The sequence below is a fragment of the Kitasatospora sp. NPDC058046 genome (genome assembly GCF_042885595.1).
Lineage (GTDB): Bacteria > Actinomycetota > Actinomycetes > Streptomycetales > Streptomycetaceae > Kitasatospora.
The window spans coordinates 1-24,840 of the sequence record NZ_JBHVRS010000026.1 but is presented as its reverse complement, the minus strand read 5'-3'; the positions used below and the strand labels follow the sequence as shown (position 1 = coordinate 24,840).

Here is a 24,840-nt window from a genome sequence, read left to right as displayed (position 1 = left end):
CGCCCCGTCACCTGCTTTTCCCCGCCCCACCACCCGACGGGCGCGCGGGGCGCGGCCCGCGCCCCCGTCACCGGGGCAGCACCAGCAGCCCCGCCCCGAAGTACTGCCGTTCCCCGCAGCCCAGGAGCCCCGGGGGGCACCCCGGCGCCGCCGCCCCGGCCAGCAGCGCGGCCAACCCGTCCGCCCCCAGCTCCGGGTGCAGGGCCGCCGCCACCGCCACCGCCCCGGTCACGTGCGCGGCCGCCATCGAGGTCCCCGCCAGCGCCGCGTACCGCCCGTCCGGCCAGTCGGAGACGACCGCCCCCTGCGGCCCGCCGTCCGGGTCGCCGCCGGGCGCGGCCAGCGAGACCCGTCCGCGCCCGTAGTTGGAGTAGGCCGCCGGGTGCCCGTTCCGGTTCACCGCCGTGACGGTGACCACCCCGGGCAGCTCACCGGGCAGCCGTACGCACTCCGTGCCCAGGTGACGCAGGGGCGCCGGCCCCGAGACCCGGTCGTTGGGGCTCCGCTCGTCGGTCCGCGAGGCGCCGAGGTCCTGCCCGTCGTTGCCCGCCGAGGCGACCACCACCGCCCCCGCCCGCCGGGCGTACCCGGCGGCCCGCCCGACGGCCGCGATCAGCGCGGCCTGGTCCGCGTCCCCGGGGCAGTTGTACTTCCACGGGTCGGCGAAGTAGCTGTTGTTGACCGCCTTGGCCCCGTGGTCGGCGGCCCAGAGCATGCCGCAGACGATGTTCTCCGCGTAGTACTGCCCGAGCGGCCCGAGCAGCCGGACGGCGGCGATCCGCACCCCGGGCGCCACCCCGGTGACGCCGTGGCCGTCCCGGGTGGCGCCGACGATCCCGGCGACGTGCGTGCCGTGGCCGCTCTCGACCACCCCGGGGTCGGGCCGCCAGGCGCCGGTGCGGGCGTCGGGCCGGCCGTCCGCGCAGGAGGCGGAGGCCTTCGGGTCGACGGCGGCCCGCAGGTCCGGGTGGGTGTCGTCGACCCCGGAGTCCAGCACCGCGACCAGCACCCCGTGCAGCGCGTCGGCGCTCGGTGCGGCACCGCCGGAGACCGCCGAGGCGTCCGCCGCCCCGCGGGCGGCACCGCCGAGCATGGCGAGGTTCCAGGCGCCCGCCTCCCCCGGGTCGGGCACCGTGACGGTCTCCCCGTCCATCCGGTCGCCGCCCGCCCGGCCACCGGTCCCGGCCCCCGCCGTGAAGTCCCCCGCCCCCGTCACCGCCCGGGGCGGCGCGACCACCGGCGCGGTCCTGGTCGCCCCGACGGCGGCGATCCCGGGCCGGGCCCGCACCCGGTCGGCGAACGGGCCGGTCGCGTACACCAGCACGGCCCCGATCTGCGGGTACTCCTGGACCACCTGCCCGCCCGCCGCCCGGCTCTCCGCCCCGGCCCGGGCGGCGCCGGCGGCGTCCTCGCCCTCGGCCAGCACCAGGTAGCTGAGGTACGCCCGCCCCGCCCCGGACACGGACGGGACGGCGCCGCCCACCACGAGCGCCATCAGCAGCATCGCAAGCAGCGCCCGGGCGGGCCCGCGGACCCGACGGCGTCGGGCGGGCCCGCCCGACGGGTGCGCCTGCGCCATCGCACGGTCTCCGCTCGTCGGTCCGGTGGGTCACGGGTGGATCACCCATCCGATTCCTCACCATATGAGCGGATTGTGGTTTCTGCTCCCCGGCTTGCACCCCTCCTCCGAACCTCCCGCCCACCCCCGCTTGTCGGTCCCACCCGGCACCATGGGGGCATGGCGCCCCAGCACCCGACCCCGCCCGCCGACGACCCCCTGGCCGGCTTCGCCCCGGCCACCCGGGCCTGGTTCACCGGTGCCTTCTCCGCCCCCACCGCCGCGCAGGCCGAGGCCTGGCAGGCCATCCAGCGGGAGACGGACGTCTTGGTGGTCGCCCCCACCGGCTCCGGCAAGACGCTGGCCGCCTTCCTCTCCGCCCTCGACCGGCTCAGCACCACCCCTCCCCCCGCCGAGCCGAGGCACCGCTGCCGGGTCCTCTACGTCTCACCGCTCAAGGCCCTCGCGGTGGACGTCGAACGGAACCTGCGCGCCCCCCTGGCCGGCCTGCGCCAGGCCGCCGTCCGACTCGGCCTGCCCGAGCCCGAGGTCCAGGTCGCCATCCGCTCCGGCGACACCCCGGCCGCCGACCGCCGCCGCTTCGCGACCCATCCGCCGGACATCCTGATCACCACCCCCGAGTCGCTGTTCCTGCTACTCACCTCCGCCTCCCGGGAGGCCCTGCGCGGCGTGGACACGGTGATCCTGGACGAGGTGCACGCGGTCGCCGGCACCAAGCGCGGCGCGCACCTCGCGCTCAGCCTGGAACGGCTGGACGAACTGCTGGACCGCCCGGCCCGCCGGATCGGCCTGTCCGCGACGGTCCGCCCGGTCGAGGAGGTGGCCCGCTTCCTGAGCCCGCGGCGCGGCGCCGCCGTGGTCCAGCCCGCCACCGCCAAGGAGTTCGACCTCTCGGTGGTCGTCCCCGTCCCCGACCTGGACGACCTGCCCGCCGCCCCGGCCACCGGCGGCGCCGCCGGCACCGACCCGCAGCGGCAGGCGTCGATCTGGCCGCACGTCGAGGAGCGGATCGTCGACCTGGTCGAGGCGCACCGCTCGACCATCGTCTTCGCCAACTCCCGCCGGCTGGCCGAGCGGCTGTGCAACCGGCTGAACGAGATCGCCTACGAGCGCGCCACCGGCACCGCCGCCCCCGAGGCGCACGCCCCGGCCGAGCTGATGGGCGGCTCGGGCGCGGCCAAGGGCGCGCCCCCGGTCATCGCCCGGGCCCACCACGGCTCCGTCTCCAAGGAGCAACGGTCGCTCGTCGAGGAGGAGTTGAAGGCCGGCCGGCTGCCCGCCGTGGTCGCCACCTCCAGCCTGGAGCTGGGCATCGACATGGGCGCCGTCGAACTGGTCGTCCAGGTCGAGTCCCCGCCCTCGGTCGCCTCCGGCCTGCAGCGGGTCGGCCGGGCCGGCCACCAGGTCGGCGCCGTCTCCACCGGCGTCTTCTTCCCCAAGTACCGGGGGGACCTCGTCCAGTCCGCCGTGGTCACCGAGCGGATGCGGGCCGGCCGGATCGAGGCGCTGCGCATCCCGCGCAACCCGCTGGACGTGCTCGCCCAGCAGCTGGTCGCGATGACGGCCCTGGACACCTGGCCGGTGGACGACCTGCTCGCCGTGGTCCGCCGCGCCGCGCCCTTCGCGACCCTCCCGCAGTCCGCCTTCGACGCCGTGCTCGACATGCTGGCCGGCCGCTACCCCTCGGACGCCTTCGCCGAGCTGCGCCCCCGCCTGGTGTGGGACCGGGTGGCCGGCACCGTGACCGGCCGCCCCGGCGCCCAGCGACTGGCCGTCACCTCCGGCGGCACCATCCCCGACCGCGGCCTGTTCGGCGTCTTCATCGCGGGCTCGGACCCCGAGAAGAAGGGTGGTGGTGGGCGACGGGTGGGCGAGCTCGACGAGGAGATGGTCTACGAGTCCCGCGTCGGCGACGTGTTCACCCTCGGCACCACCTCCTGGCGGATCGAGGAGATCACCCACGACAAGGTGCTGGTCACCCCCGCCCCCGGCGTCCCCGGCCGGCTCCCGTTCTGGAAGGGCGACACGCTCGGCCGCCCGCTCGAACTCGGCCGCGCCCTCGGCGCCTTCACCCGCGAACTGGGCGCCCTGCCGCCCGAGGCCGCCACCGAGCGCCTCAAGCGGGCCGGCCTGGACGACTGGGCGGCGGCCAACCTGCTGGACTACCTGGCCGAGCAGCGCGCCGCCTGCGGCCACCTCCCCGACGACCGCACCATCGTGGTCGAGCGCTTCCGGGACGAGCTCGGCGACTGGCGGATCGTCGTCCACTCCCCCTTCGGCGCCCAGGTCCACGCCCCCTGGGCGCTCGCCCTCGGCGCCCGGCTGCGCGAGCAGCACGGCCTGGACCCGCAGGTCATGCACGCCGACGACGGCATCGTGCTGCGCCTGCCCGACGCCGACCTGCTGAGCCTCGACTTCGACTTCGGCAGCCCCTCGGCGCAGTCGGACCAGGACGAGGCCCCGGTCGGCGCCGACGCCACCCTGTTCGACCCCGGCGAGATCGAGCAGCTGGTCACCGACCAGGTCGGCGGCTCCGCCCTGTTCGCCTCCCGCTTCCGGGAGTGCGCCGGCCGCGCCCTGCTGCTCCCCCGCCGCAGCCCAGGCCGCCGAACCCCGCTCTGGCAGCAGCGCCAGCGCGCCGCCCAACTGCTCGAAGTCGCCTCCGAGTACGGCTCGTTCCCGATCGTCCTGGAGGCCGTCCGGGAGTGCCTGCAGGACGTCTTCGACGTCCCCGGCCTGGTCGAGCTGATGGGCGATCTGGAGTCCCGCGCCGTCCGCCTGGTCGAGGTCACCACCCCCGAGCCCTCGCCCTTCGCCCGCTCGCTGCTGTTCGGCTACGTCGCCCAGTTCCTCTACGAGGGCGACTCCCCGCTCGCCGAGCGCCGCGCCGCCGCCCTCTCGCTCGACTCCCGGCTGCTGTCCGAACTCCTCGGCCAGGCCGAGCTGAGCGAGCTGCTCGACCCGCGGGTGCTCGCCGAACTGGAGGCCGAGCTCCAACGCCTCGTCCCCGAGCGCCGGATCAAGGACGCCGAGGGCGTCGCCGACGCCCTGCGCCTGCTCGGCCCGCTCTCCGAGGCCGAGTTGACCGTCCGCGGCGCCGAGCCGCTCTGGGCCCTGGAGCTGGAGGCCGCCCGCCGGGTGATCCAGGTCCGGATCGCCGGCGAGCGCCGCTGGGCCGCGATCGAGGACGCCGGACGGCTGCGCGACGCACTGGGCACCCCGCTGCCGGTCGGCGTCCCGGAGGCCTTCACCGAGCCGGTCAAGGACCCGCTGGGCGATCTGATCGCCCGCCACGCCCGCACCCACGGCCCGTTCACCGCCGCCGAGGCCGCCGCCCGCTACGGCCTCGGCACCGCCGTGGTCACCGGCACACTGCACCGCCTGACCGCCGCCGGCCGCCTGGTCCAGGGCCACTTCAGGCCCGCCGGGAGCCAGACCGACCCCGAGTGGCACACCGCCCCCGAGTGGTGCGACGCCGAGGTGCTGCGCCGGCTGCGCCGCCGCTCGCTCGCCGCCCTGCGCCACGAGGTCGAGCCGGTCCCGCCGCGCGCCCTGGCCGCCTTCCTGCCGCAGTGGCAGCACCTGGCCGGCCACCGGCTGCGCGGCCCGGACGGCCTGCTGCGGGTGGTCGAGCAGCTCCAGGGCACCGCCCTGCCCGCCTCCGCGCTGGAGAAGCTGATCCTCCCGGCCCGGCTCACCGACTACTCCCCCGGCCTGCTGGACGAGCTGATGGCGGCCGGCGAGATCGGCTGGTGCGGGGCCGGCGCCCTGCCCGGCAAGGACGGCTGGCTCAGCCTGCACCTCGCCGAGAACGCCCACCTGCTGCGCCCCGAGCCCGTCCCGCCCACGCTCACCCCGGTGCACAGCGCCCTGCTGTCCGCGCTGGCCGGCGGCTACGGCCTGTTCTTCCGCCAACTCGTCCAGCAGCTCCCGGAGGAGACCGCCGAGCCGGAGGTCGTCGAGGCGCTCTGGGACCTGGTCTGGGCCGGTTTCGTCACCAACGACACCCTCGCCCCGCTGCGCGCCCTGCTCGGCTCCGGCCGGACGGCGGGCGCCACCGCCCACCGCGCGCCGCGATCCACCCCGCGCGGCCGCTACGGCGGGGCCGGCCGCGCCCTCGGCCGGGTCGGCGGCGCCCTGCGCAGCGGCCCGCCGACGGTGGCCGGCCGCTGGTCGCTGCTGCCCGCCTTCGCCGCCGACCCGACGGTCCGGGCCACCGCCCAGGCACAGAACCTGCTGGACCGCCACGGCCTGCTCACCCGGGGCGCGGTGGCGGCCGAACGGGTGCCCGGCGGCTTCGCCGGGGTCTACCGGGTGCTCGCCGCGATGGAGGAGCGCGGCCGGGCCCGCCGGGGCTACTTCGTCGAGGGCCTGGGCGGCGCCCAGTTCGCCATGGAGGGCGCGGCCGACCGGCTGCGCTCGGTGAACGGCCGGTTGGAGCGGGCCCGGGCGGCCGAGTGGCCGGCCGCCCCGGCGGGCGAGCCGCCGCAGACGCTGGTGCTGGCCGCCGCCGATCCGGCCAACGCCTACGGCGCGGCCCTGCCCTGGCCCGACCCGCCCGCGGCCCCCGACGGCAAGGAGCCCACCGCCCACCGCCCGGGCCGCAAGGCGGGCGCCCTGGTGGTCCTGGTGGACGGCGAGCCGGCGCTGTACGTCGAGCGCGGCGGCAAGTCCCTGCTGGCCTGGCCGGAGGACGAGGCCACCCGGGCGCTGGCGGCCGGGGCGCTCGCGGCCGCCGTCCGGGAGGGCGCGCTCGGCAGCGTCACGGTCGAACGGGCCAACGGCGAGCCCGCCCTGGGCTCGGCCCTGGGCCGCGCGCTGGAGGAGGCGGGCTTCCACGCCACCCCGCGCGGCCTGCGCCTGCGCCCCTGATCCACGGCCACGGAACCAGGGCCGGAAGACACCGGAGGCCGCGGGGTCGTCGACCCCGCGGCCTCCGGCCACGTCCATCACACGATCGGCGGTGGCTGTACCTCCACCGGTCCCGCCGGCTCCGCACGCGGGCGCCGGGCCGGTCCGGTCGCGTTCCAGTCGGCGTGGACCGGAATGAGACCGAGTCCCCAGCCGCCGGCCACGAGCAGCCCCAGCGCCGCACCGTCGGTCAGCTGTCCCCGGACCACCAGGAGCCACCAGGCGAGCCCGGCCGCCGAGGCCGCCAGCACCCACCGCACCGGACGCCGTACCCGGAGGAACAGCCGCGCCCGGGCCCGTATTCGGGCCATCGGGCGCGTCTGCGCGTCTGTTCGCACGACCGCCCTCCCTTCGCTCGCCCCGGGCAGGGGCGCCCGGGAGTCGAGGCCGGGATCAGGCGGCGACCACGTCCATCGCGGCGGCCTTGGGCGACATGTTCGCCCGGTCGGTGCCGGGGGCGGGCAGCGGAACCGGTTCGAGTACCGGCCTCAGCAGATCACCTTCGGAGAGGGTGGCCATCGCCGCAAGTTCAGCGAGCGACAGTTCGTCGCTGACCTCGCGCATGACCTCGGACATCCGGACGTCGAGTGCGTCGCAGATGGCGGAGAGCAGCTCCGAGGAGGCCTCCTTCTGTCCCCGCTCGACCTCGGAGAGGTATCCGAGCGAAACCCTGGCTGCCGCCGACACCTCGCGGAGTGTGCGGCCCTGGCGCTGGCGCTGCCGACGCAGTACATCGCCCAGTAGGCGACGAAGCAGGATCATCGGTGCCTCCCTCCTCGGACTGCGGATCGAGATGTCACGACCCCACCGTACCGCCTTGCCCGCTTCGCGTGCGGGGACCCTGGTCGTGTTCACTCTGGGCTGCAAGGCCGTCCCCCTCCTTGTTCCGGTGTCGCACCCGGGTTCGCGGGCCCCTCGTGGTACCCGTAGCGACCCACCCGGCCACCGTCACGCAACTCGTTCGCCACCTGGTTTCTGCCCAACCAGGGTGTTGGATGTAACACGATCCTCCCGCTGTCCCATACCCGCGCGCCCGCCCGGCGATCCCGGTCGGTGGAGGCCCTCCCCACGGGCCCCGGTCGCGCGAAACCGGCCGGCCGTACGAACCGGCCTACCGTGCGAACCGACCGACCAGCAGCTCCAGCGCGGCGGTCACCGCTTCGTGACGGATTGTGGCACGACCGCCCGACAGCAGGGGAGAACTGACCAGAGTTCCCCCCGGGCCGGCGACGGCCAGGTGTACGGTGCCCACCGGCTGCCCGTCCTGCGGGTCCGGCCCGGCCACCCCGGTCGTCGCGAGCCCGTACGTGGCCCCCAGCAGTGCGCGCACGCCCTCGGCCATCTGTCGGGCCACCACCGGGTGGACCGGCCCGTACACGTCCAGCAGGCCCTCGTCCACCCCGAGCACCGAGGCCTTCAGCTCGGTCGCGTACGCGGTGACCGAGCCCCGGAAGGTCGCGGACGCCCCGGGGACGTCCACCAGCGCGGCGGCCAGCAGCCCCCCGGTCAGCGACTCGGCGACGGCGAGCGTGCCGCCCTCGGCCCGCAGCGCGGCGTGCGCCCGCTCGGCCAGTGCGAAGTCCCGCGCCACCGCGTCCGGCGCCACCGCGTCCCGCACCGGCACGCCCCGCGCCGCCGCGCCGTGCTCCGCCACGTCCCGCTCCGACACCCGGTCCCCCCGTCGCTCAGCGGCCGGCCCGCGCCGCGGTCCGTCCCTCGCGGCGCAGGCGCAGCGCCTGCCCGATGTAGTCCAGCGCGGTGCCGACGGTCAGCAGCACCGCCAGCCCCATCAGCACCGCCCGCCCGGTGGCCAGCCAGCCGGTCAGGTCCAGTACGTACATGCCGACCGCGGTGCCCTGGGTCAGCGTCTTGAGCTTGCCGCCGCGGCTGGCCGGGATGACCCCGTAGCGGATCACCCAGAACCGCATCAGGGTGATGCCGAGCTCGCGGGCCAGGATCACCGCGGTGACCCACCAGGGCAGGTCGCCGAGCAGCGAGAGGCCGATCAGCGCCGAGCCCATGATCGCCTTGTCGGCGATCGGGTCGGCGATCTTCCCGAAGTCGGTGACCAGGCCCTTGCGCCGGGCCAGTTCACCGTCGAACAGGTCGGTGATCATCGCGATCGCGAACGAGGCCCAGGCGACCGAGCGCCACTTGGGGTCGTGCCCGCCGCCGGCGAACAGCAGCGCCACGAAGACCGGCACCAGCAGCACCCGGACCATCGTGAGCACGTTGGCGATGTTCCAGATCCCCGGGGTCGACGGCGCCGCGGCCACCGGTCTGCCCGGGTGGGCCGCGGCCGGGGCGCCGGGCCCCTTGGTCATTCCCCGGCTCCCGAGGCCTCGGCCCCCGACGTCCGGGGCAGTCGCACCTGCTCCAGCGCCTCGGCGATCAGGTCGACGCCCTCGCTGGCGACCACCTTGGCCCGCCAGAACTGGCCGACCGCGGGGGCCTCGACGCCCTCCAGGGTGGTCAGGCCGTCGGTCTCCGGCGCCTGGTGGGCCGAGCGGCCCTCGACCACGCCGTCCTCGATCGACTCGATCAGCACCTCGACCTCGGTGCCGATCCGCTGCTCGGCCCGCTGGGCGGTCATCTCCTCGGCCAGCCGGCTCAGCCGGTCCACCCGGTCGGCGATCACGTCGTCGGCGAGCTTGCCGTCGTAGGTCGCGGCCTCGGTGCCGTCCTCGTCCGAGTAGCCGAAGACGCCGATCGCGTCCAGCCCGGCGTGGGTGACGAAGCGCTCCAGCTCGGCGAAGTCCTCCTCGGTCTCGCCGGGGAAGCCGACGATGAAGTTGGACCGGGCGCCGGCCTGCGGGGCCTTGCCGCGGATGGTGCCCAGCAGCTCCAGGAACTGGTCGGTGGAGCCGAAGCGGCGCATCCGGCGCAGCACGGCGGGCGCCGAGTGCTGGAAGGACAGGTCGAAGTAGGGCACCACGTCGGCGGTGCCGGTCATCGAGTCGACCAGGCCCGGGCGCATCTCGGCCGGCTGGAGGTAGGAGACCCGGACCCGCTCGACGCCCTCGATCGCGGAGATCTCGCCGAGCAGCGTCTCCAGCAGCCGGATGTCGCCGAGGTCCTTGCCGTACGAGGTGTTGTTCTCGCTCACCAGGACGATCTCGCGCACGCCCTGCCCGGCCAGCCACTGGGCCTCGTTGAGCACGTCGGAGGGGCGGCGGGAGATGAAGGAGCCGCGGAAGGCCGGGATGGCGCAGAAGGAGCAGCGCCGGTCGCAGCCGGAGGCGAGCTTGACGGAGGCGACCGGGCTGTCGTCCAGCCGCTTGCGCAGGGTGCGCGGGCCGGAGGCCGGGGCGAGGCCGTCGGGCAGGTCGGCGATGGGCTCGGCGGCGGCCTCGGTGCCGTGGCCGGGCAGGGCGACGGTCTCGGCGGCGCTCTGCCGCTCGGCGGGGCTGATCGGCAGCAGCTTGCGGCGGTCGCGCGGGAGGTGCGGGGCGTGGTGGCCGCCGGAGAGGATGGTCTGGAGGCGGTCGGAGATGTCCGCGTAGTCGTCGAAGCCGAGGACGCCGTCCGCCTCGGGGAGGGCGTCGGCGAGCTCCTTGCCGTACCGCTCGGCCATGCAGCCGACCGCGACGACGGCCTGGGTGCGGCCGTGCCCCTTGAGGTCGTTGGCCTCCAGCAGGGCGTCCACCGAGTCCTTCTTGGCGGCCTCGACGAAGCCGCAGGTGTTGACCACGGCGACGTCCGCTTCGGAGGCGTCGTCGACCAGCGACCAGCCGTCGGCCTCCAGTCGCCCGGCGAGTTCCTCGGAGTCCACCTCGTTGCGGGCGCATCCGAGCGTGACAAGGGCGACAGTACGGCGTTCAGGCATAGGCCCAAGATTAACGCGCGGGCTCCGGTGCCGTTCGCCCCGGAGGCCGCGCGCCTCGGATCAGCTGATCATCAGTGGGCCGGACGGCCCCTGTGGTCAGCCCGCCTGCGGGTCTCCGGGGGTGTACGTGACGTGCACCACCTGGCCGTCCTTGCCCAGGAGGCCGAGGTCCTTCCCGTTGACGTACGCGTGCACGGCCCCGCCGTTGCCGAGCACCAGCTTGATCTGCTTGGGGTCGGTGAAGGTCTGGTCCTGGCCGTTGCCGATGTTGTTCTGGAACAGCGACTTGCCGTTGCCGTCCATCGCCGAGACCCAGCTGGTGCCCTCGGCGACCAGCTTCACGGTGACCTTGTCGGCCGGGACGGCGGCGATCGCGGCGGCGCTCGGCACGGGCGCCGGCGGCTGGACGGCGGGCGTGGCGGCGGGGGCCACCGAGCCGGTCCCGGAGCCGCTGGGCAGCGGCGCGCTGGCCGAGCCGGTGGTGCCGTGCCCGCCCTTGCCGCTGACCAGGTTGAAGCCGATCAGCGCGACCACGGCGACGATCGCGGCGACCATGGCGGCCGCCCAGTTCGGCCGGCCGCGCCGGGGCACCTTGATCGGGCCGCTGTCGATCAGCTGGGTCGCCGGGCGCCTGGCGGCGGGCGGGCCGCCGTGCGCGGCGTCGTACCGGGCGACCAGCGCCTCGCCGTCCAGGCCGACCGCGCGGGCGATCAGCCGGATGTTCCCTCGGGCGTAGAAGTCGCCGCCGCAGCGGGCGAAGTCGTCCTCCTCGATGGCATGGACGATCGGCACCCGCACCCGGGTGGCGGTACTCACCTGGTCCACCGTGAGCCCCGCGTCGATCCGGGCGGTGGACAGCACCCGGCCGATGCTCGGGGCATCGGCCGCCTGCACCACGTCGTCGGTCGGCTCGACGGACGGCATGGCGTTCTCGCGGTCGGAGGACTTGCCGATGGTCACGGGGCACGCCTTTCGAGCGGATGGCCACCTGCTGGGGAACAGTCTAGGGGCGCGGGCGGATCGTTTCTCAAGCGGAACGGGCCGAATGCGCGCGCCCGGTCCGACCGGGGTCCGGCACGGCGCTGACGAACCGTCAGCGGAGCCGTGCGGGGGGAGCCCGGCGGTCGCTTTCCGCCGTGTGACGCGGCGTACGGACGTTCGGTTCCCCACACGGCGCCTACCCTCCTCCGAACGAGTGACACCTCGGTCAGGACACGGGCCGCCGGCCCCGGGGGCCGACCGTCAACCCCGAAGGGTGATCAGCACCCCGTCCAGCTCCTCCGGCTTCACCAGCACGTCGCGGGCCTTGGAGCCCTCGCTCGGGCCGACGATCCCGCGCGACTCCATCAGGTCCATCAGCCGGCCCGCCTTGGCGAAGCCGACCCGGAGCTTGCGCTGGAGCATCGAGGTGGAGCCGAACTGGGTGGAGACCACCAGCTCGGCCGCCTGGACCAGCAGGTCCAGGTCGTCGCCGATCTCCTCGTCGATCTCCTTCTTCGGCCCGGCCCCGACCATCACGTCGTCCCGGTAGACGGCGCTCAGCTGGTCCTTGCAGTGCTCCACCACCCTGGCGATCTCCGCCTCGGTGACGAACGCGCCCTGCATCCGGATCGGCTTGCTCGCGCCCATCGGCAGGAAGAGCGCGTCGCCCTTGCCGATCAGCTTCTCCGCGCCGGGCTGGTCCAGGATGACCCGGGAGTCGGCCATCGCGGAGGTCGCGAAGGCCAGCCGGGACGGCACGTTGGCCTTGATCAGGCCGGTGACCACGTCCACCGAGGGCCGCTGGGTGGCGAGCACCAGGTGGATGCCGGCCGCGCGGGCCAGCTGGGTGATCCGGACCACCGAGTCCTCGACGTCGCGCGGGGCGACCATCATCAGGTCGGCCAGCTCGTCGACGATCACCAGCAGGTACGGGTACGGCCTCAGCTCGCGCTCGCTGCCGAGCGGCGGGGTGACCTTGCCGGCCTTCACGGCGGCGTTGAAGTCGTCCACGTGCCGGAAGCCGAACGCCGCGAGGTCGTCGTAGCGCATGTCCATCTCGCGCACCACCCACTGGAGGGCCTCGGCGGCCTTCTTGGGGTTGGTGATGATCGGCGTGATCAGGTGCGGGATGCCCTCGTACGCGGTCAGCTCGACCCGCTTGGGGTCGACCAGCACCATCCGCACCTCGTCGGGGGTGGCCCGGGCGAGGATCGAGGTGATCAGGCAGTTGATGCAGGAGGACTTTCCGGCGCCGGTCGCGCCGGCCACCAGGATGTGCGGCATCTTGGCGAGGTTGGCCATCACGGTGTGGCCCTCGACGTCCTTGCCCATGCCGACGACCATCGGGTGCGTGTCCTCGGCGGCCGTGCGCGAGCGCAGCAGGTCGCCGAGGTTGACCATCTCGCGGTCCCGGTTGGGGATCTCGATGCCGACCGCGGACTTGCCCGGGATCGGGCTGATGATCCGCACGTCCGGGCTGGCCACCGCGTACGCGATGTTCTTGGCGAGCGCGGTGATCCGCTCCACCTTGACGGCCGGGCCGAGCTCGACCTCGTAGCGGGTGACCGTCGGGCCCCGGGTGAAGCCGGTGACCTTGGCGTCCACCTTGAACTCGGCGAAGGTGCCGGTGAGCTGGGCGACCACCTCGTCGTTGAGGGCGCTGCGGGCCTTGGCCGGGCCGCCGCGCTCCAGCAGGTCGAGCGAGGGCAGCGCGTAGGTGACGCCCTCGCCGAGCTGGAGCTGCTCCATCCGCACCGGCGCCGCGCCGTGCTCTTCGGGCGCGCCCGGCCCGCCGCTGCGGGCGGCCGGGACGGCGGCCTCCTCCGGCGGGGCGGTGCGGTCCTGCACCTGGTGCATCATGTCCGCCACCGCGGAGGAGGCGGGCACGCCGTAGACCAGCGCGCCGTCCAGGTCGGCGGCCGCGCCGGCGGCGAGGTCGCGGGTGGCGTACGGGTCCAGCGGCTCCTTGTCGAGGGAGATCCGCTCGGCGTCCTCCGGCTCGTCGGTCTGCTTGCGCCGGCGGCGGCGCCGGCGGGCGGCCACCTCGTCCGAGGGGTCGTCACTGCCGGTGTCCACGGTGAACGGCAGCGCGTCGGGGTCGGCGTCCTCCGGCGGGTCGGTGGACAGCTCGCGCTCCGGCGTGCGCCCCCAGAGCTGCTCGTCCTCGGGCCCGGGCTCGACCACGCCGAGCCGTATGCCGACCCCGCGCACCCGGTCGCCGATCCGGTTGATCGGGGTGGCGGTGACCACCAGCAGGCCGAAGAAGGCCAGCAGCAGGAGCAGCGGCACGGCGAGCGCCGGTCCGGCGGCGGCCATCATCGGGGTGGAGACGGCCCAGCCGATGATCCCGCCGGCCGCCCGTATCCGGGAGGCGCCGCTGCCCATCATGGGCGCGCCGCAGCCGATGTGGACCAGGCCGAGGACGCCGACCAGCAGCGCGCTCAGCCCGATCATGATCCGGCCGTTGGCCTCCGGCAGCTCCGGGTGGCGCCAGAGCCGGATCGCCATCGCGGCCAGCAGGAACGGCACCAGCACGTCGAGCCGGCCGAACAGCCCGGAGACCACGGCGGTGGCGCCCTCGCCCAGCCAGCCCTGCGGGCTGAACCAGGTGCCGGCCGCGGTCACCAGCGCGAGCCCGAACAGCAGCAGGCCCACGCCGTCCTTGCGGTGGGCCGGGTGCAGGTTCTTGGCCCCGTCGCCGAAGCCCCGGAAGATCGCGGCGATCGGGCTGCCCAGGGCGTTGAGCGTGCTCATCAGCACCGACCTGGACGGCTTCGGCGGGGGCGGGGCCTGCTTGGCCGCGGCCTTCTTCGCGGGGGCCGCCTTCTTCGCCGCCGCCTTCTTCGCGGGCGGCTTGCCCGGGGCCTTCGCCGCGGCCTTCTTGGACGCTCCCGGACTCGTCTTACGTGCTGCGTTCCCGGGCGTGCGAGTGGCCATGGGTCAGCAGCCTACCGGGGCGGGCGACCAGTGCACATGTGCCCGAGCCCGGGCGCCCGGACGTGTCGCAGACACACCGTCACCCTGACCGGGATTCACCCGGTCGCAGCACACTGGACCACCCGGACGGGTGAACGCCGACCGCGGGTCAGGAACTGCCCGGACGCATCGCGTCCAGGGCCCGGCGCAGCCCCGCGAGCTTGCGCTCCAGGTGCGCGGCGGTGGCGGCCACCCCGGCGTCCTCGCCCCCGTCCAGCTGCTTGCCGAGCGCCTCCGCCTGCTCCTCGACCGCCGCCAGCCGCGCGGACAGCTCGCCCAGCAGCGCCCCGCCGAGGGCCTGCTCGCCGCCGCCCTCCTCCAGCTGCAGGCGCAGCAGCGCCGCCTGCTCCTTCAGCTGGCAGTTCTTCGCGTACAGGTCGACGAAGACGGAGACCTTGGCGCGCAGCACCCATGGGTCGAAGGGCTTGGAGATGTAGTCCACCGCGCCGGCCGCGTAGCCGCGGAAGGTGTGGTGCGGACCGTGGTTGATCGCGGTCAGGAAGATGATCGGGATGTCCCGGGTGCGCTCCCGGCGCTTGATGTGGGCGGCCGTCTCGAAGCCGTCCATCCCCGGCATCTGCACGTCCAGCAGGATCACCGCGAAGTCGTCGGTGAGCAGCGCCTTCAGCGCCTCCTCACCGGAGGCCGCGCGCACCAGCGTCTGGTCCAGCGCCGAGAGGATCGCCTCCAGCGCCAGCAGGTTCTCCGGTCGGTCGTCGACCAGGAGGATCTTGGCCTTCTGCATCAGGGCTCGCCCTCCTGTCGCCTGCCTGCCGCCCGGTGCAGGCACCCGCGTACTGCCCACCGCTACCCCGGTCATGCTAGCCGCACCCCCTCGCCCGGCACATCGCCCCGTCGTGACCCGATCCGGGGCGGCGCGCAGTCAGTGCTCCGGCGCACGCTCACCAGCGTGTTGCCGTCCGGTCACTGTTCGCAACGATCGGTGACCCTACCGGGTTCCCGGGCCCGACCGCCAGCAAACCGGCCGACCGACCGGCGTGAACCCCGGGGCCCGGGCCGGGGTTCACGCCTCCCCCCGGGTCACTCCCGGTCGCCGCTCAACCACTCGTGCATGACCGACAGCAGGTGGTCGGTCTCCACCGGCTTGGTGATGTGGTCGGTGGCGCCCGCCTGCAGCGACTTCTCCCGGTCGCCCTTCATCGCCTTGGCGGTCAGCGCGATGATCGGCAGGCCGGCGAACTGGGGCATCCGGCGGATCGCCTCGGTGGTCGCGTAGCCGTCCATCTCCGGCATCATGATGTCCATCAGGACCAGCGCCACGCTCTCGTGCTGCTCCAGCATCTCGATGCCCTCGCGGCCGTTCTCCGCGTACAGGACGGTCAGGCCGTGCTGCTCCAGCACGCTGGTGAGGGCGAACACGTTGCGGACGTCGTCGTCCACGATCAGCACCTGCTGGCCGTCGAAGCGGCGGCCGCCGCCGGCCGGGCGGGGCGGTACGGGCTCCACCGTCCGTGGCCCTGCGGCGCTCTCCAGGGCGGCGCTGCGCCGGCGCTCCACCGCGCCGCGGCGGCGCTCCTCGGCCAGCTCGCGGACCTCCTGGGCCCAGTGGTCGGCCGGGTTCTCGCCGACCGGCACCGGCAGGCCCACCGGGGTCACCCCGACCGAGGCCCGCGGCGCCAGGCTGCCCGGGGCGCCCTGGCGCGGGTCGCCGACGGGCTCCGGGGCCTCGGTGCGCAGCGGCAGGTAGAGCGTGAAGGTCGAGCCCTTGCCCAGCTCGCTCTCGGCGTGGATCTCGCCGCCGAGCAGCCGGGCGATCTCCCGGCTGATGGACAGGCCGAGGCCGGTGCCGCCGTACTTGCGGCTGGTGGTGCCGTCGGCCTGCTTGAACGCCTCGAAGATCTCCCGCAGCTTGTTGTCGGGGATGCCGATGCCGGTGTCGGAGACCGAGAAGGCGATCAGCTCGTCGTCCGGGCCCTGGATCGAGCCGGACTCCAGCAGCCGCTCGCGCACGTGCTGCGGGACCTCCCGGCCGGCCTGGCGGATCGAGAAGTCGACGGCTCCGGCGTCGGTGAACTTCACCGCGTTGGAGATCAGGTTGCGCAGCACCTGCTGGAGCCGCTGCTCGTCGGTGTGCAGGGTGACCGGCAGGGCGGGCGAGACCCGGACGGCGAAGTCCAGGTTCTTGTCCAGCGCGACCGGCTGGAAGGTGGCCTCGACGTAGTCGACCAGCTGGACCAGGGCGATCCGGGCCGGACGGACGTCCATCTTCCCGGCCTCGACCTTGGACAGGTCGAGGATGTCGTTGATCAGCTGGAGCAGGTCGGAGCCCGCGCCGTGGATGGTGTCGGCGAACTCGACCTGCTTGGGCGAGAGGTTGCCCTCGTTGTTGTCGGAGAGCAGCTTGGCCAGGATCAGCAGCGAGTTGAGCGGGGTGCGCAGCTCGTGCGACATGTTGGCGAGGAACTCGCTCTTGTACCGGGAGGCCAGGGCGAGCTGCTCGGCGCGCTCCTCCAGGACCTGCCGGGCCTCCTCGATCTCGCCGTTCTTGATCTCGATGTCGCGGTTCTGCTGGGCGAGTTGCTCGGCCTTCTCCTGCAACTCCTCGTTGGTGCGCTCCAGTTCCTCCTGGCGGGCCTCCAACTCGGCGGACCGCATCGAGAGTTCGGCGGTCAGCCGCTGGGACTCCAGCAGCAGGCCCTCGGTCTTGGTGTTGACGCTGATGGTGTTGACGGTGACGCCGATCAGGTCGGCGATCTGGTTCAGGAAGTCCAGTGCGACGGTGGTGAAGGAGCTGAAGGTGGCCAGCTCGATCACGCCCAGCAGCCGGCCCTCGAACAGCACCGGCAGCACCACGATGTGGGCCGGGGAGGCCTCGCCGAGGCCGGAGGCGATCTTCAGGTACCCGGGCGGCGCCTCCTTGAGGATGATCGCCCGCTTCTCCACCGCGGCCTGGCCGATCAGCGACTCGCCGGGCCGGAAGGTGGTCGGCATCGCCCGCCGCTGGTAGCCGTAGCTGCCGATCAGGCGCAGCACGGTGTCGTTCTCGTCGTCGTCCTCGGTGATCAGCTCGGCGGTGCGGCCGGCCGGCTGGGCGAGGAAGAAGGCGCCGTGCTGGGCCGAGACCACCGGGGTCAGCTCGGTCATGATCAGCGAGGCGACGGCCTCCAGGTCCCGGCGGCCCTGGAGCAGGCCGGAGATCCGGGCCAGGTTGGTCTTGAGCCAGTCCTGCTCCTGGTTGGTGCGGGTGGTCTCGCGCAGGTTGGCGATCATCTGGTTGATGTTGTCCTTGAGCTCGTCGAGCTCGCCCGCGGCGTCCACGTCGATCCGCAGGCTCAGGTCGCCCCTGGTGACCGCGGTGGCGACCTGGGCGATCGCGCGCACCTGCCGGGTCAGGTTGTTGGCCAGTTCGTTCACCGACTCGGTGAGGTCCTGCCAGGTGCCGTCCACGCCGGGTACCCGGGCCTGGCCGCCGAGCCGTCCGTCGGTGCCCACCTCGCGGGCGACCCGGGTGACCTCGTCGGCGAACGCGGAGAGCTGGTCGACCATGGTGTTGATGCTGGTCTTGAGCTGGAGGATCTCGCCGCGCGCGTCGACGTCGATCTTCTGCGAGAGGTCGCCGCGGGCCACCGCGGTGATCACCAGCGCGATGTTCCGCACCTGGCCGGTGAGGTTGTTGGCCATCAGGTTGACGTTGTCGGTCAGGTCCTTCCAGATGCCGGCCACGCCCGGCACGCTCGCCTGGCCGCCCAGGGTGCCGTCGGTGCCGACCTCGCGGGCCACCCGGGTGACCTCCACCGCGAAGGAGGACAGCTGGTCGACCATGGTGTTGAGGGTCGCGGCGAGCGCCGCCACCTCGCCCTGCGCGTCGATCGCGATCTTCTTGGAGAGGTCGCCGCGGGCCACCGCACCGGCGACCTCGGCGATGTTGCGCACCTGTCCGGTCAGGTTCGACGCCATGAAGTTGACGTTGTCGGTCAGGTCCTTCCAGATGCCCGACACCCCGCGCACCCGGGCCTGGCCGCCCAGGATGCCCTCGGTGCCCACCTCGCGGGCCACCCGGGTCACCTCGTCGGCGAACGCCGACAGCTGGTCGACCATGGTGTTGACGGTCGTCACCAGCTCCAGGATCTCGCCCCGGGCGTCGACGGTGATCTTCTTGGAGACGTCGCCGCGCGCCACCGCCGTGGTCACCTCGGCGATGTTCCGGACCTGGCTGGTCAGGTTGTTGGCCATCAGGTTGACGGAGTTGGTCAGGTCCTTCCAGATGCCGGCCACGCCGGGCACGCTGGCCTGGCCGCCGAGGATGCCCTCGGTGCCGACGTCCCGGGCGACCCGGGTGACCTCGTCCGCGAAGGCGCCCAGCTGGTCCACCATCGTGTTGATGGTGTTCTTCAGCTCCAGGATCTCCCCGCGCGCGTCCACCTGGATCTTCTGCGACAGGTCGCCCTTGGCGACCGCGGTCGTCACCTGGGCGATGTTGCGCACCTGATCGGTGAGGTTGTTCGCCATGAAGTTGACGTTGTCGGTCAGGTCCCGCCAGACCCCGGCCGCCCCGGGCACCTGGGCCTGCCCGCCGAGCCGCCCCTCGGTGCCCACCTGGCGGGCCACCCTGGTCACCTGCTCGGCGAAGCCGGAGAGCTGGTCCACCATCGTGTTGATGGTGTTCTTCAGCTCCAGCATCTCGCCGCGCGCGTCCACCTCGATCTTCTGCGAGAGGTCCCCGCGCGCCACCGCCGTGGTCACCTGGGCGATGTTGCGGACCTGGCCGGTCAGGTTGTCGGCCATGAAGTTCACCGAGTCGGTCAGGTCCCGCCAGACCCCGGCCACGCCCGGCACCTGGGCCTGACCGCCGAGCCGGCCCTCCGTCCCCACGTCCCTGGCCACCCCGGTGACCTGCGCGGCGAACCCGTTCAGCTGGTCCACCATCGTGTTGACGGTGTTCTTCAGCTCCAGCATCTCGCCGGCCACCTCGACGGTGACCTTGCGGGACAGGTCGCCCTTGGCGACCGCCGTGGTCACCTGGGCGATGTTGCGGACCTGGGCGGTCAGCCGGCCCGCCATGGTGTTGACCGAGTCCGCCAGGTCCTTCCAGCTCCCGGACACGCTGCGGACCTTGGCCTGGCCGCCGAGCTTGCCCTCGGTACCGACCTCGCGGGCCACCCGGGTCACCTCGTCGGTGAACTCGGAGAGCTGGTCCACCAGCCCGTTGACGGTCCGCCCGATCTTCAGGTACTCGCCGCGCAGCGGGTGGCTCACCCCGTTGCTGTGCAGCGAGCGCAGCTCCATCTTCTGGTCCAGGTCGCCCTCGGCGATCGAGGTGAGCACCCGGCCCACATCGGCCATCGGGCGGGCCAGGTCGTCGATCAGCGCGTTGCAGTTGTCGACCGCCGCCATCCAGGCGCCCTCGCCCGCGCCGGTCTCCAGCCGCTCGTTCAGCCGGCCCTCGCGGCCCACCGCCCGGCGGACCCGCGCCAGCTCACCGGTCAGGTGCTGGTTGCGCTCGGCGACCTCGTTGAAGACCGCGGCGATCTCGGCCAGCGGCCCGTCCCCGGGGACGGTCAGCCGGCGGCGGAAGTTGCCGTCCCGCATCGCGGTCAGCGCCGACAGCAGCTTGCGCAGCTCGGCGGGCTCCGCGCCACGGTTGTGACTCACCCGCCGACCGGCCGCGTTCCGCGGCGCGGCCCCGGGGCGCCCACCGCGCGGGGCGGGCGGCGTCGTTCCGGTTGCGTCCTTGGTGGCCGAACTCAACGGGCCCCTCCCACATCGTGAACTGTCCGGTGACCGACCCGTGCCGGTGCGGCACGCACCCGGGCACCGGCCCGGTCGGGCTGCGTACCGGCGGCCCGCGGCGCGCCGGCACCCCGACGACCGTACTGCTCCCACCGGCCGTCGCGGACCCCCCAGTCTGGCAGCACCGGCACCGGGTGAAGGGCCGGTTGCGCTCGGTTCGTACCGCACCGTCCGAAACAGGTGGGCAGAATCACCCTCTGGTGCCAGTTTCGACTCCCCGCCCCCACGGGGAACCAAGCGGAAAGTAGGGTGGAGCGCTGCACCGGGCCACGGCCCGACCCAGCGCCGCCGCTCACCCCGACGGCGCGCACGGGGAGTCGGCGCCGCGCCCCCGGACAGCCAGGGCAAGAGCAGCAGAGGAGAAGTGGCAACGTGGTCACCGCGCGCGCAGCCGCCACCTTCGACCCCGACGGCCGGTCCGCGGCCGCCGCACGGGGCTTCGTCCGGGACGCGCTGCTCGGCTGGGGGCTGCCCGAGGTCGTCGACGACGCGGTCGTGCTGGTCAGCGAGCTCGTCACCAACGCCGTCGTGCACGCCGGCACCGCCGCCGAGGTCTGCTGCCTGCGCGAGGAGGAGAGCGTCCGGATCGAGGTCACCGACCACCACCCCGAGCGCGGCCTGCCCTCGCTCGGCGACGGTCCGGTCGTCGACTCCGACCGCTACGCCGACCCGGACGGCGAGGGCGGCCGCGGCCTGTTGATGTGCTCCGCCCTCGCCGAACGGTGGGGCGTCGAGTACGCGGCCGGCCGCAAGACCGTCTGGTTCCGCCTCGCCCTGCCCGTACACGTGTCCGGCACCCGCTACGCCGTTCCCGCGACCCCCGGCAGCGACCTGCCCAGCGGTCCGGGCCCGGTGCACGTCGCCGTCGTCCAGCTCGACGAGGACGGCCGGGTGCTGGCCTGGAACCCGGACGCCGAGGCGCTCTTCCAGCACCCCGCCGCCGCCGTCCTCGGCCGCCCCTGGGCCGACCTCGCGGTCTGGCCGCAGGCCCCCGCCCGCGGCCTCGGCCTGACCGACACCCTGCGGATGGCCCGCTGGGAGGGCGGCTACGGCGTCCGCCGCCAGGACGGCCGCGAGGTCGAGGTGTACGGCGTCCAGGTCCGGCTGCGCGACACCGAGGGCGTCCCCTCCACCCTCTGCCTGCTCGTCCTCGAACCCGACCGCGCGGTGCTGCGCTCCCCCGCCCGCGCCCTGCCCGGCGAGCGCCCCGACCCGGCCGGCCCCCGGCTCGACCTGCTGGCCGGCCCGGTCGCCACCGACGACCTCGACACCCTGCTGCAGCGCACCGTCGAACGCGCCCGCGACCTGCTCGACGGCGACGCCGCGTACCTGCTGCTCACCACCGACGACGAGGCCGAGTTCGAGGTCCGCGCCGCCACCGGACTCACCTCCGGGCACCGCCGACACGCCCGCTTCCCGGTCGGCACCGGCAACCGCTACGACTCCGCCCGGCTGCCCTCCGTCCACGAGGACCTCGCCACCCGGCCCACCGGCCTGCCGTTGCTCTCCGACAGCGGCATGCGCTCCCTGATCACCGTCCCGCTCAAGGTCGAGGGCCGGCTGATCGGCTCGCTCGGCATCGCCGCCGCCGTGCCCGGCCGCTACGACAACGAGGACGCGCTGCGCCTCCAGTTCGCCGCCGACCGGGTCGCCCTCGCCGTCGAGAGCACCCGGCTGACCGAGCTCGAACAGCTGCGCCGCGGCTCGCTCTCCTTCCTGGTCGAGGCCTCCGACCTGCTGGCCGGCACCCTCGAACACGAGCAGACCCTCGCGCTGATGGCCCAGATGGCCGTCCCCACCCTCGCCTCCTGGTGCGCCGTCTACACCACCGCCGACCACGCCTCCCCGGCCCGCCTCGCCTTCGTCCTGCACGAGGACGAGGACCGCATCGACCCGCTGCGCGCCCTGCTCGACAAGACCCCCGTCCCGGAGGCCGGCCCCTCCCACGGCGTCCGGTTCTGGACGGCCCCCGCCGAGACCGCCGAGGCCGGCGGCCTCACCGACGGCCCGGACCTGGCCGGCCTGCTCGGCGAGACCGTCGTCCTCGCGCTGACCGCCCGCAACCGCGTCATCGGCCTGCTGGTGCTCGGCGTCCCGGCCGGCGTCCGGTTCCGCCAGGAGATCCTCGAACTCGCCGAGGACCTCTCCCGCCGGGCCGCCCTCGCCCTGGACAACTCCCGCCTCTACTCCGAGCGCACCGCCACCAGCCAGGCCCTCCAGCGCAGCCTGCTCCCGCCGGACCTGCCGGAGATCCCCGGCGTCGAGGTGGACGTCTACTACCAGGCGGCCGGCGAGGGCAACGAGGTCGGCGGCGACTTCTACGACCTGTTCACCATCCGCGAGGGCACCTACGGCTTCGCCATCGGCGACGTCTGCGGCACCGGCCCCGAGGCCGCCTCGGTCACCGGCCTGGCCCGGCACTCACTGCGGCTGCTCGCCCGCGAGGGCCTGGACGCCCCGCAGGTGCTGCGCCGGCTCAACGCGGCCATCCTGGACGAGGGTTCGCGCAGCCGCTTCCTCACCCTGCTCTACGGCGAGCTGACGCCCCTTCCGGACGGCAGCACCGAGCTCTCCCTGGTCTGCGCCGGCCATCCGCTGCCGCTGCGACTGCGCACCGACGGCCAGGTCGACCGCGCCGCCACCCCGCAGCCACTGCTCGGCGTCATGGACGACCTCGACCTCACCGCCGAGCGCCTGGTGCTCGCGCCCGGCGAGGTCCTGCTCTGCGTCACCGACGGGGTCACCGAACGCCGCGAGGGCCGGCGGATGCTGGGCGACGACGGCCTCGCCGAGGTGCTCACCGGCTGTACCGGGCTGACGGCCGGAGCGGTCGCGGCGCGGGTGCAGCGCGCGGTCGAGCGCTTCGCCCCGGAGCCGCCGTCCGACGACATGGCGATCCTGACCCTGCGGGTGCCCACTCGGCGTCAGGTGTGAGCGGTCATCCGCTGACGCAGTCACAAATTGTTATATTCACAATGGTACAAGCGCGTTCGGCCGGGTAGACCGATCCCACCGGGGAATCCCCCGGCCGGGACGTGACCGGCGGCTCTCCGCCGGCCCACCACGTCCGCCGGCCCATCACCTTCGACCGCAGCCGCGCACGCTCACAGCCGTGCGCCCTCGGCGCGGTCGCGCGCGGCCCTCATCCCCACTCCTTCTCTCCATCTCTGCACTCCTCTCCGCACTCATCCGGACGACACCACAGCGTCACTGCGCCCTGCGCGCGCCCAGAGTGAAAGGAGCCTCCGGTGAGCAACGAAGCTACCGGGGCAACGAACGCCCGCTCCACCGGAGCCGACGCGGGTAACCTCGGCTACCTCGCGCTCGGTCTCACACTGCTCGCCTACGGCCTGCTCTCCACCGGCGTCCTGCACGGCGCCGGAGTCGGGAACGCGGCCGACCTCGCCCTCCTCCTCGGCGGCGTCACCCTCTTCATCGCGGGCCTCTGGCAGCTCCGCGGCGGCGAGGGCTTCACCGGAACCGCCTTCACCAGCCTCGGCGCCTTCTGGGCGGCCTGGTCCGCGGCCGGCGGAGCCGGCAAGAACGCCGCCGGCCTCTTCCTGCTGCTGTGGGCCCTGCTCGGCCTCACCCTGACCGCCGCGAGCTGGGGCGCCGGCCTGCTCGGCCGCGCCGTCTACGGCCTGCTGACGGTCTCCCTGGTGCTCTCCGCCGTCGCCAGCTTCGGCGGCTACGGCGGCCTGGCCAAGACCGGCGGCTGGATCGCGGCCGCCTCCGGGCTCGCCGCCTGGTACCGGGCCACCTCCGCACTGAGCAACGGCTCCTGGGGAAAGCTCGCCCTGCCGGTCAAGTGACCGTCGGTTCAGCCCACCTGCTCCAGCCGCTCCTCGGCGGCGCTGAGGGGCCGGACCTCCGTCCTGGCGGAGGCCCGGCCCCGGCGCCGTGCCGCCACCGCCAGCACGGCGTAGGCCAGGAGCAGGATCGCCACCGCCACGATGCCGTCCAGCCAGAAGTGGTTGGCCGTCACCACGACCACGGCCACCGTCAGCACCGGGTGCAGCACCATCACCCATCGCAGCGAACTGCTCGACACCCGGATCACCGCGACCGCCGCCAGCACGCACCAGGCGACGTGCACCGAGGGCATCGCCGACAGCTGGTCGGCCACCAGCACACCGCCGACCGCGCCGCCGTACACCGACTGCCCGTACTGGGCGGCCACGTCGACGAAGCCGCTCTCCGGGAGCATCCGCGGCGGCGCCACCGGGATGAACTGCACCAGCAGACAGACCGCGGTCGTGATCACCACCGTGTTGCGCACCCACGCGTAGCGCTCGCGGTGCCGCACGAACACCCAGAGCAGGACGCCGAGCATCACGGCGAAGTGCATGGCCGCGTAGTAGTAGTTCGCCAGCCTCACCAGCACCGGGTACGGCGTGACCGCCTTCTGCCACGAGGCCTCGTCCGGCAGTCCGATCACCTGCTCGGTGTGGTGGATCCAGCTCGCGCGGTCCAGCGCGTGGTCCGTACTCATCACCGAGAGGTGCCCGACCAGCTGCCAGAGGGCGAACAGCGCCAGCAGCGTGCCGGCCTCCCGCAACAGCGCGGACAGCGCCGGCTTCCGGCCCTTCGCCGCGGCGTACGCGCCCGCGTAGAGGCCGACGGAGACGGCCCCGGCGGACTGCCAGGTCAGGGTCAGGTTCTGCATTGGCAGAGGGTAACGCAAAAAGCCCCTTCCCGGATGGGAAGGGGCTTTTCGGAATAATTGTTCGGCGGCGTCCTACTCTCCCACAGGGTCCCCCCTGCAGTACCATCGGCGCTGTAAGGCTTAGCTTCCGGGTTCGGAATGTAACCGGGC

14 protein-coding genes and 1 rRNA gene are annotated in these 24,840 nt (G+C 74.0%); 3 read left to right on the top strand and 12 right to left on the bottom strand.

Annotation, left to right across the window (positions count from 1 at the left end; all coding sequences use genetic code 11):
• Nucleotides 1-67: 67 nt before the first annotated feature.
• On the bottom strand, nt 68-1,579 hold the full coding sequence (locus ACFVU7_RS37165) for a S8 family serine peptidase (protein WP_388050094.1): 1,512 nt from the start codon (nt 1,577-1,579) through the stop codon (nt 68-70).
• A gap of 159 nt (nt 1,580-1,738) precedes the next feature.
• On the opposite strand from ACFVU7_RS37165, the gene ACFVU7_RS37160 reads away from it, so the two are divergent.
• Nucleotides 1,739-6,451, top strand: coding sequence for an ATP-dependent helicase (locus ACFVU7_RS37160; protein ID WP_388050092.1), 4,713 nt, complete (start codon nt 1,739-1,741; stop codon nt 6,449-6,451).
• A gap of 77 nt (nt 6,452-6,528) precedes the next feature.
• Here ACFVU7_RS37160 and ACFVU7_RS37155 read toward each other — a convergent pair whose 3' ends face one another.
• From ACFVU7_RS37155 to ACFVU7_RS37115, 9 genes are all read right to left on the bottom strand, one after another.
• Nucleotides 6,529-6,828: a hypothetical protein gene (locus ACFVU7_RS37155; RefSeq protein WP_388050089.1), complete on the bottom strand. Its 300-nt coding sequence runs from the start codon at nt 6,826-6,828 to the stop codon at nt 6,529-6,531.
• A 55-nt stretch (nt 6,829-6,883) separates the two neighbouring features.
• Nucleotides 6,884-7,252: a helix-turn-helix domain-containing protein gene (locus tag ACFVU7_RS37150; RefSeq protein WP_049660741.1), complete on the bottom strand. Its 369-nt coding sequence runs from the start codon at nt 7,250-7,252 to the stop codon at nt 6,884-6,886.
• A 349-nt stretch (nt 7,253-7,601) separates the two neighbouring features.
• Entirely contained in the window at nt 7,602-8,081 is a 480-nt protein-coding gene (locus ACFVU7_RS37145) for a CinA family protein (protein ID WP_387973948.1), read from the bottom strand.
• A gap of 94 nt (nt 8,082-8,175) precedes the next feature.
• Nucleotides 8,176-8,814, bottom strand: a complete 639-nt coding sequence (pgsA, locus tag ACFVU7_RS37140; protein WP_049660306.1) for a CDP-diacylglycerol--glycerol-3-phosphate 3-phosphatidyltransferase — start codon at nt 8,812-8,814, stop codon at nt 8,176-8,178.
• Nucleotides 8,811-10,316, bottom strand: a complete 1,506-nt coding sequence (gene rimO / locus ACFVU7_RS37135; RefSeq protein ID WP_049660304.1) for a 30S ribosomal protein S12 methylthiotransferase RimO — start codon at nt 10,314-10,316, stop codon at nt 8,811-8,813. The genes pgsA and rimO overlap by 4 nt, the downstream gene beginning before the upstream one ends.
• Nucleotides 10,317-10,412: 96 nt before the next feature.
• Entirely contained in the window at nt 10,413-11,276 is an 864-nt protein-coding gene (locus tag ACFVU7_RS37130; RefSeq protein ID WP_375877275.1) for a helix-turn-helix domain-containing protein, read from the bottom strand.
• Between the two features lie 282 nt (nt 11,277-11,558).
• A complete protein-coding gene (locus ACFVU7_RS37125) occupies nt 11,559-14,234 on the bottom strand; it encodes a DNA translocase FtsK (RefSeq protein ID WP_388050087.1) in 2,676 nt (891 codons plus the stop codon).
• A 148-nt stretch (nt 14,235-14,382) separates the two neighbouring features.
• Entirely contained in the window at nt 14,383-15,021 is a 639-nt protein-coding gene (locus tag ACFVU7_RS37120; protein WP_049659044.1) for a response regulator, read from the bottom strand.
• A gap of 293 nt (nt 15,022-15,314) precedes the next feature.
• Nucleotides 15,315-19,823 (bottom strand): HAMP domain-containing protein, encoded by a 4,509-nt coding sequence (locus tag ACFVU7_RS37115; protein ID WP_388050180.1) that lies wholly within the window; start codon nt 19,821-19,823, stop codon nt 15,315-15,317.
• 573 nt (nt 19,824-20,396) lie between these two features.
• Between ACFVU7_RS37115 and ACFVU7_RS37110 the strand changes: the two genes are divergently transcribed.
• Both ACFVU7_RS37110 and ACFVU7_RS37105 read left to right on the top strand, forming a co-directional pair.
• On the top strand, nt 20,397-22,958 hold the full coding sequence (locus tag ACFVU7_RS37110) for a SpoIIE family protein phosphatase (protein WP_380743871.1): 2,562 nt from the start codon (nt 20,397-20,399) through the stop codon (nt 22,956-22,958).
• A gap of 314 nt (nt 22,959-23,272) precedes the next feature.
• Nucleotides 23,273-23,836, top strand: coding sequence for a GPR1/FUN34/YaaH family transporter (locus ACFVU7_RS37105; RefSeq protein ID WP_049658771.1), 564 nt, complete (start codon nt 23,273-23,275; stop codon nt 23,834-23,836).
• Between the two features lie 8 nt (nt 23,837-23,844).
• On the opposite strand, the gene ACFVU7_RS37100 is transcribed toward ACFVU7_RS37105, so the two are convergent.
• Nucleotides 23,845-24,690: a phosphatase PAP2 family protein gene (locus tag ACFVU7_RS37100; protein ID WP_388050083.1), complete on the bottom strand. Its 846-nt coding sequence runs from the start codon at nt 24,688-24,690 to the stop codon at nt 23,845-23,847.
• A gap of 59 nt (nt 24,691-24,749) precedes the next feature.
• Nucleotides 24,750-24,840 (bottom strand): 5S ribosomal RNA (rrf, locus tag ACFVU7_RS37095); the annotation flags it as partial.

Bases quoted from the DNA above. Each gene is read 5' to 3' on its own strand.
- ACFVU7_RS37165 (WP_388050094.1), bottom strand. From the start codon at position 1,579: ATGGCGCAGGCGCACCCGTCGGGCGGGCCCGCCCGACGCCGTCGGGTC.
- ACFVU7_RS37160 (WP_388050092.1), top strand. From the start codon at position 1,739: ATGGCGCCCCAGCACCCGACCCCGCCCGCCGACGACCCCCTGGCCGGC.
- ACFVU7_RS37150 (WP_049660741.1), bottom strand. From the start codon at position 7,252: ATGATCCTGCTTCGTCGCCTACTGGGCGATGTACTGCGTCGGCAGCGC.
- pgsA (WP_049660306.1), bottom strand. From the start codon at position 8,814: ATGACCAAGGGGCCCGGCGCCCCGGCCGCGGCCCACCCGGGCAGACCG.
- rimO (WP_049660304.1), bottom strand. From the start codon at position 10,316: ATGCCTGAACGCCGTACTGTCGCCCTTGTCACGCTCGGATGCGCCCGC.
- ACFVU7_RS37125 (WP_388050087.1), bottom strand. From the start codon at position 14,234: ATGGCCACTCGCACGCCCGGGAACGCAGCACGTAAGACGAGTCCGGGA.
- ACFVU7_RS37115 (WP_388050180.1), bottom strand. From the start codon at position 19,823: ATGCGGGACGGCAACTTCCGCCGCCGGCTGACCGTCCCCGGGGACGGG.
- ACFVU7_RS37100 (WP_388050083.1), bottom strand. From the start codon at position 24,690: ATGCAGAACCTGACCCTGACCTGGCAGTCCGCCGGGGCCGTCTCCGTC.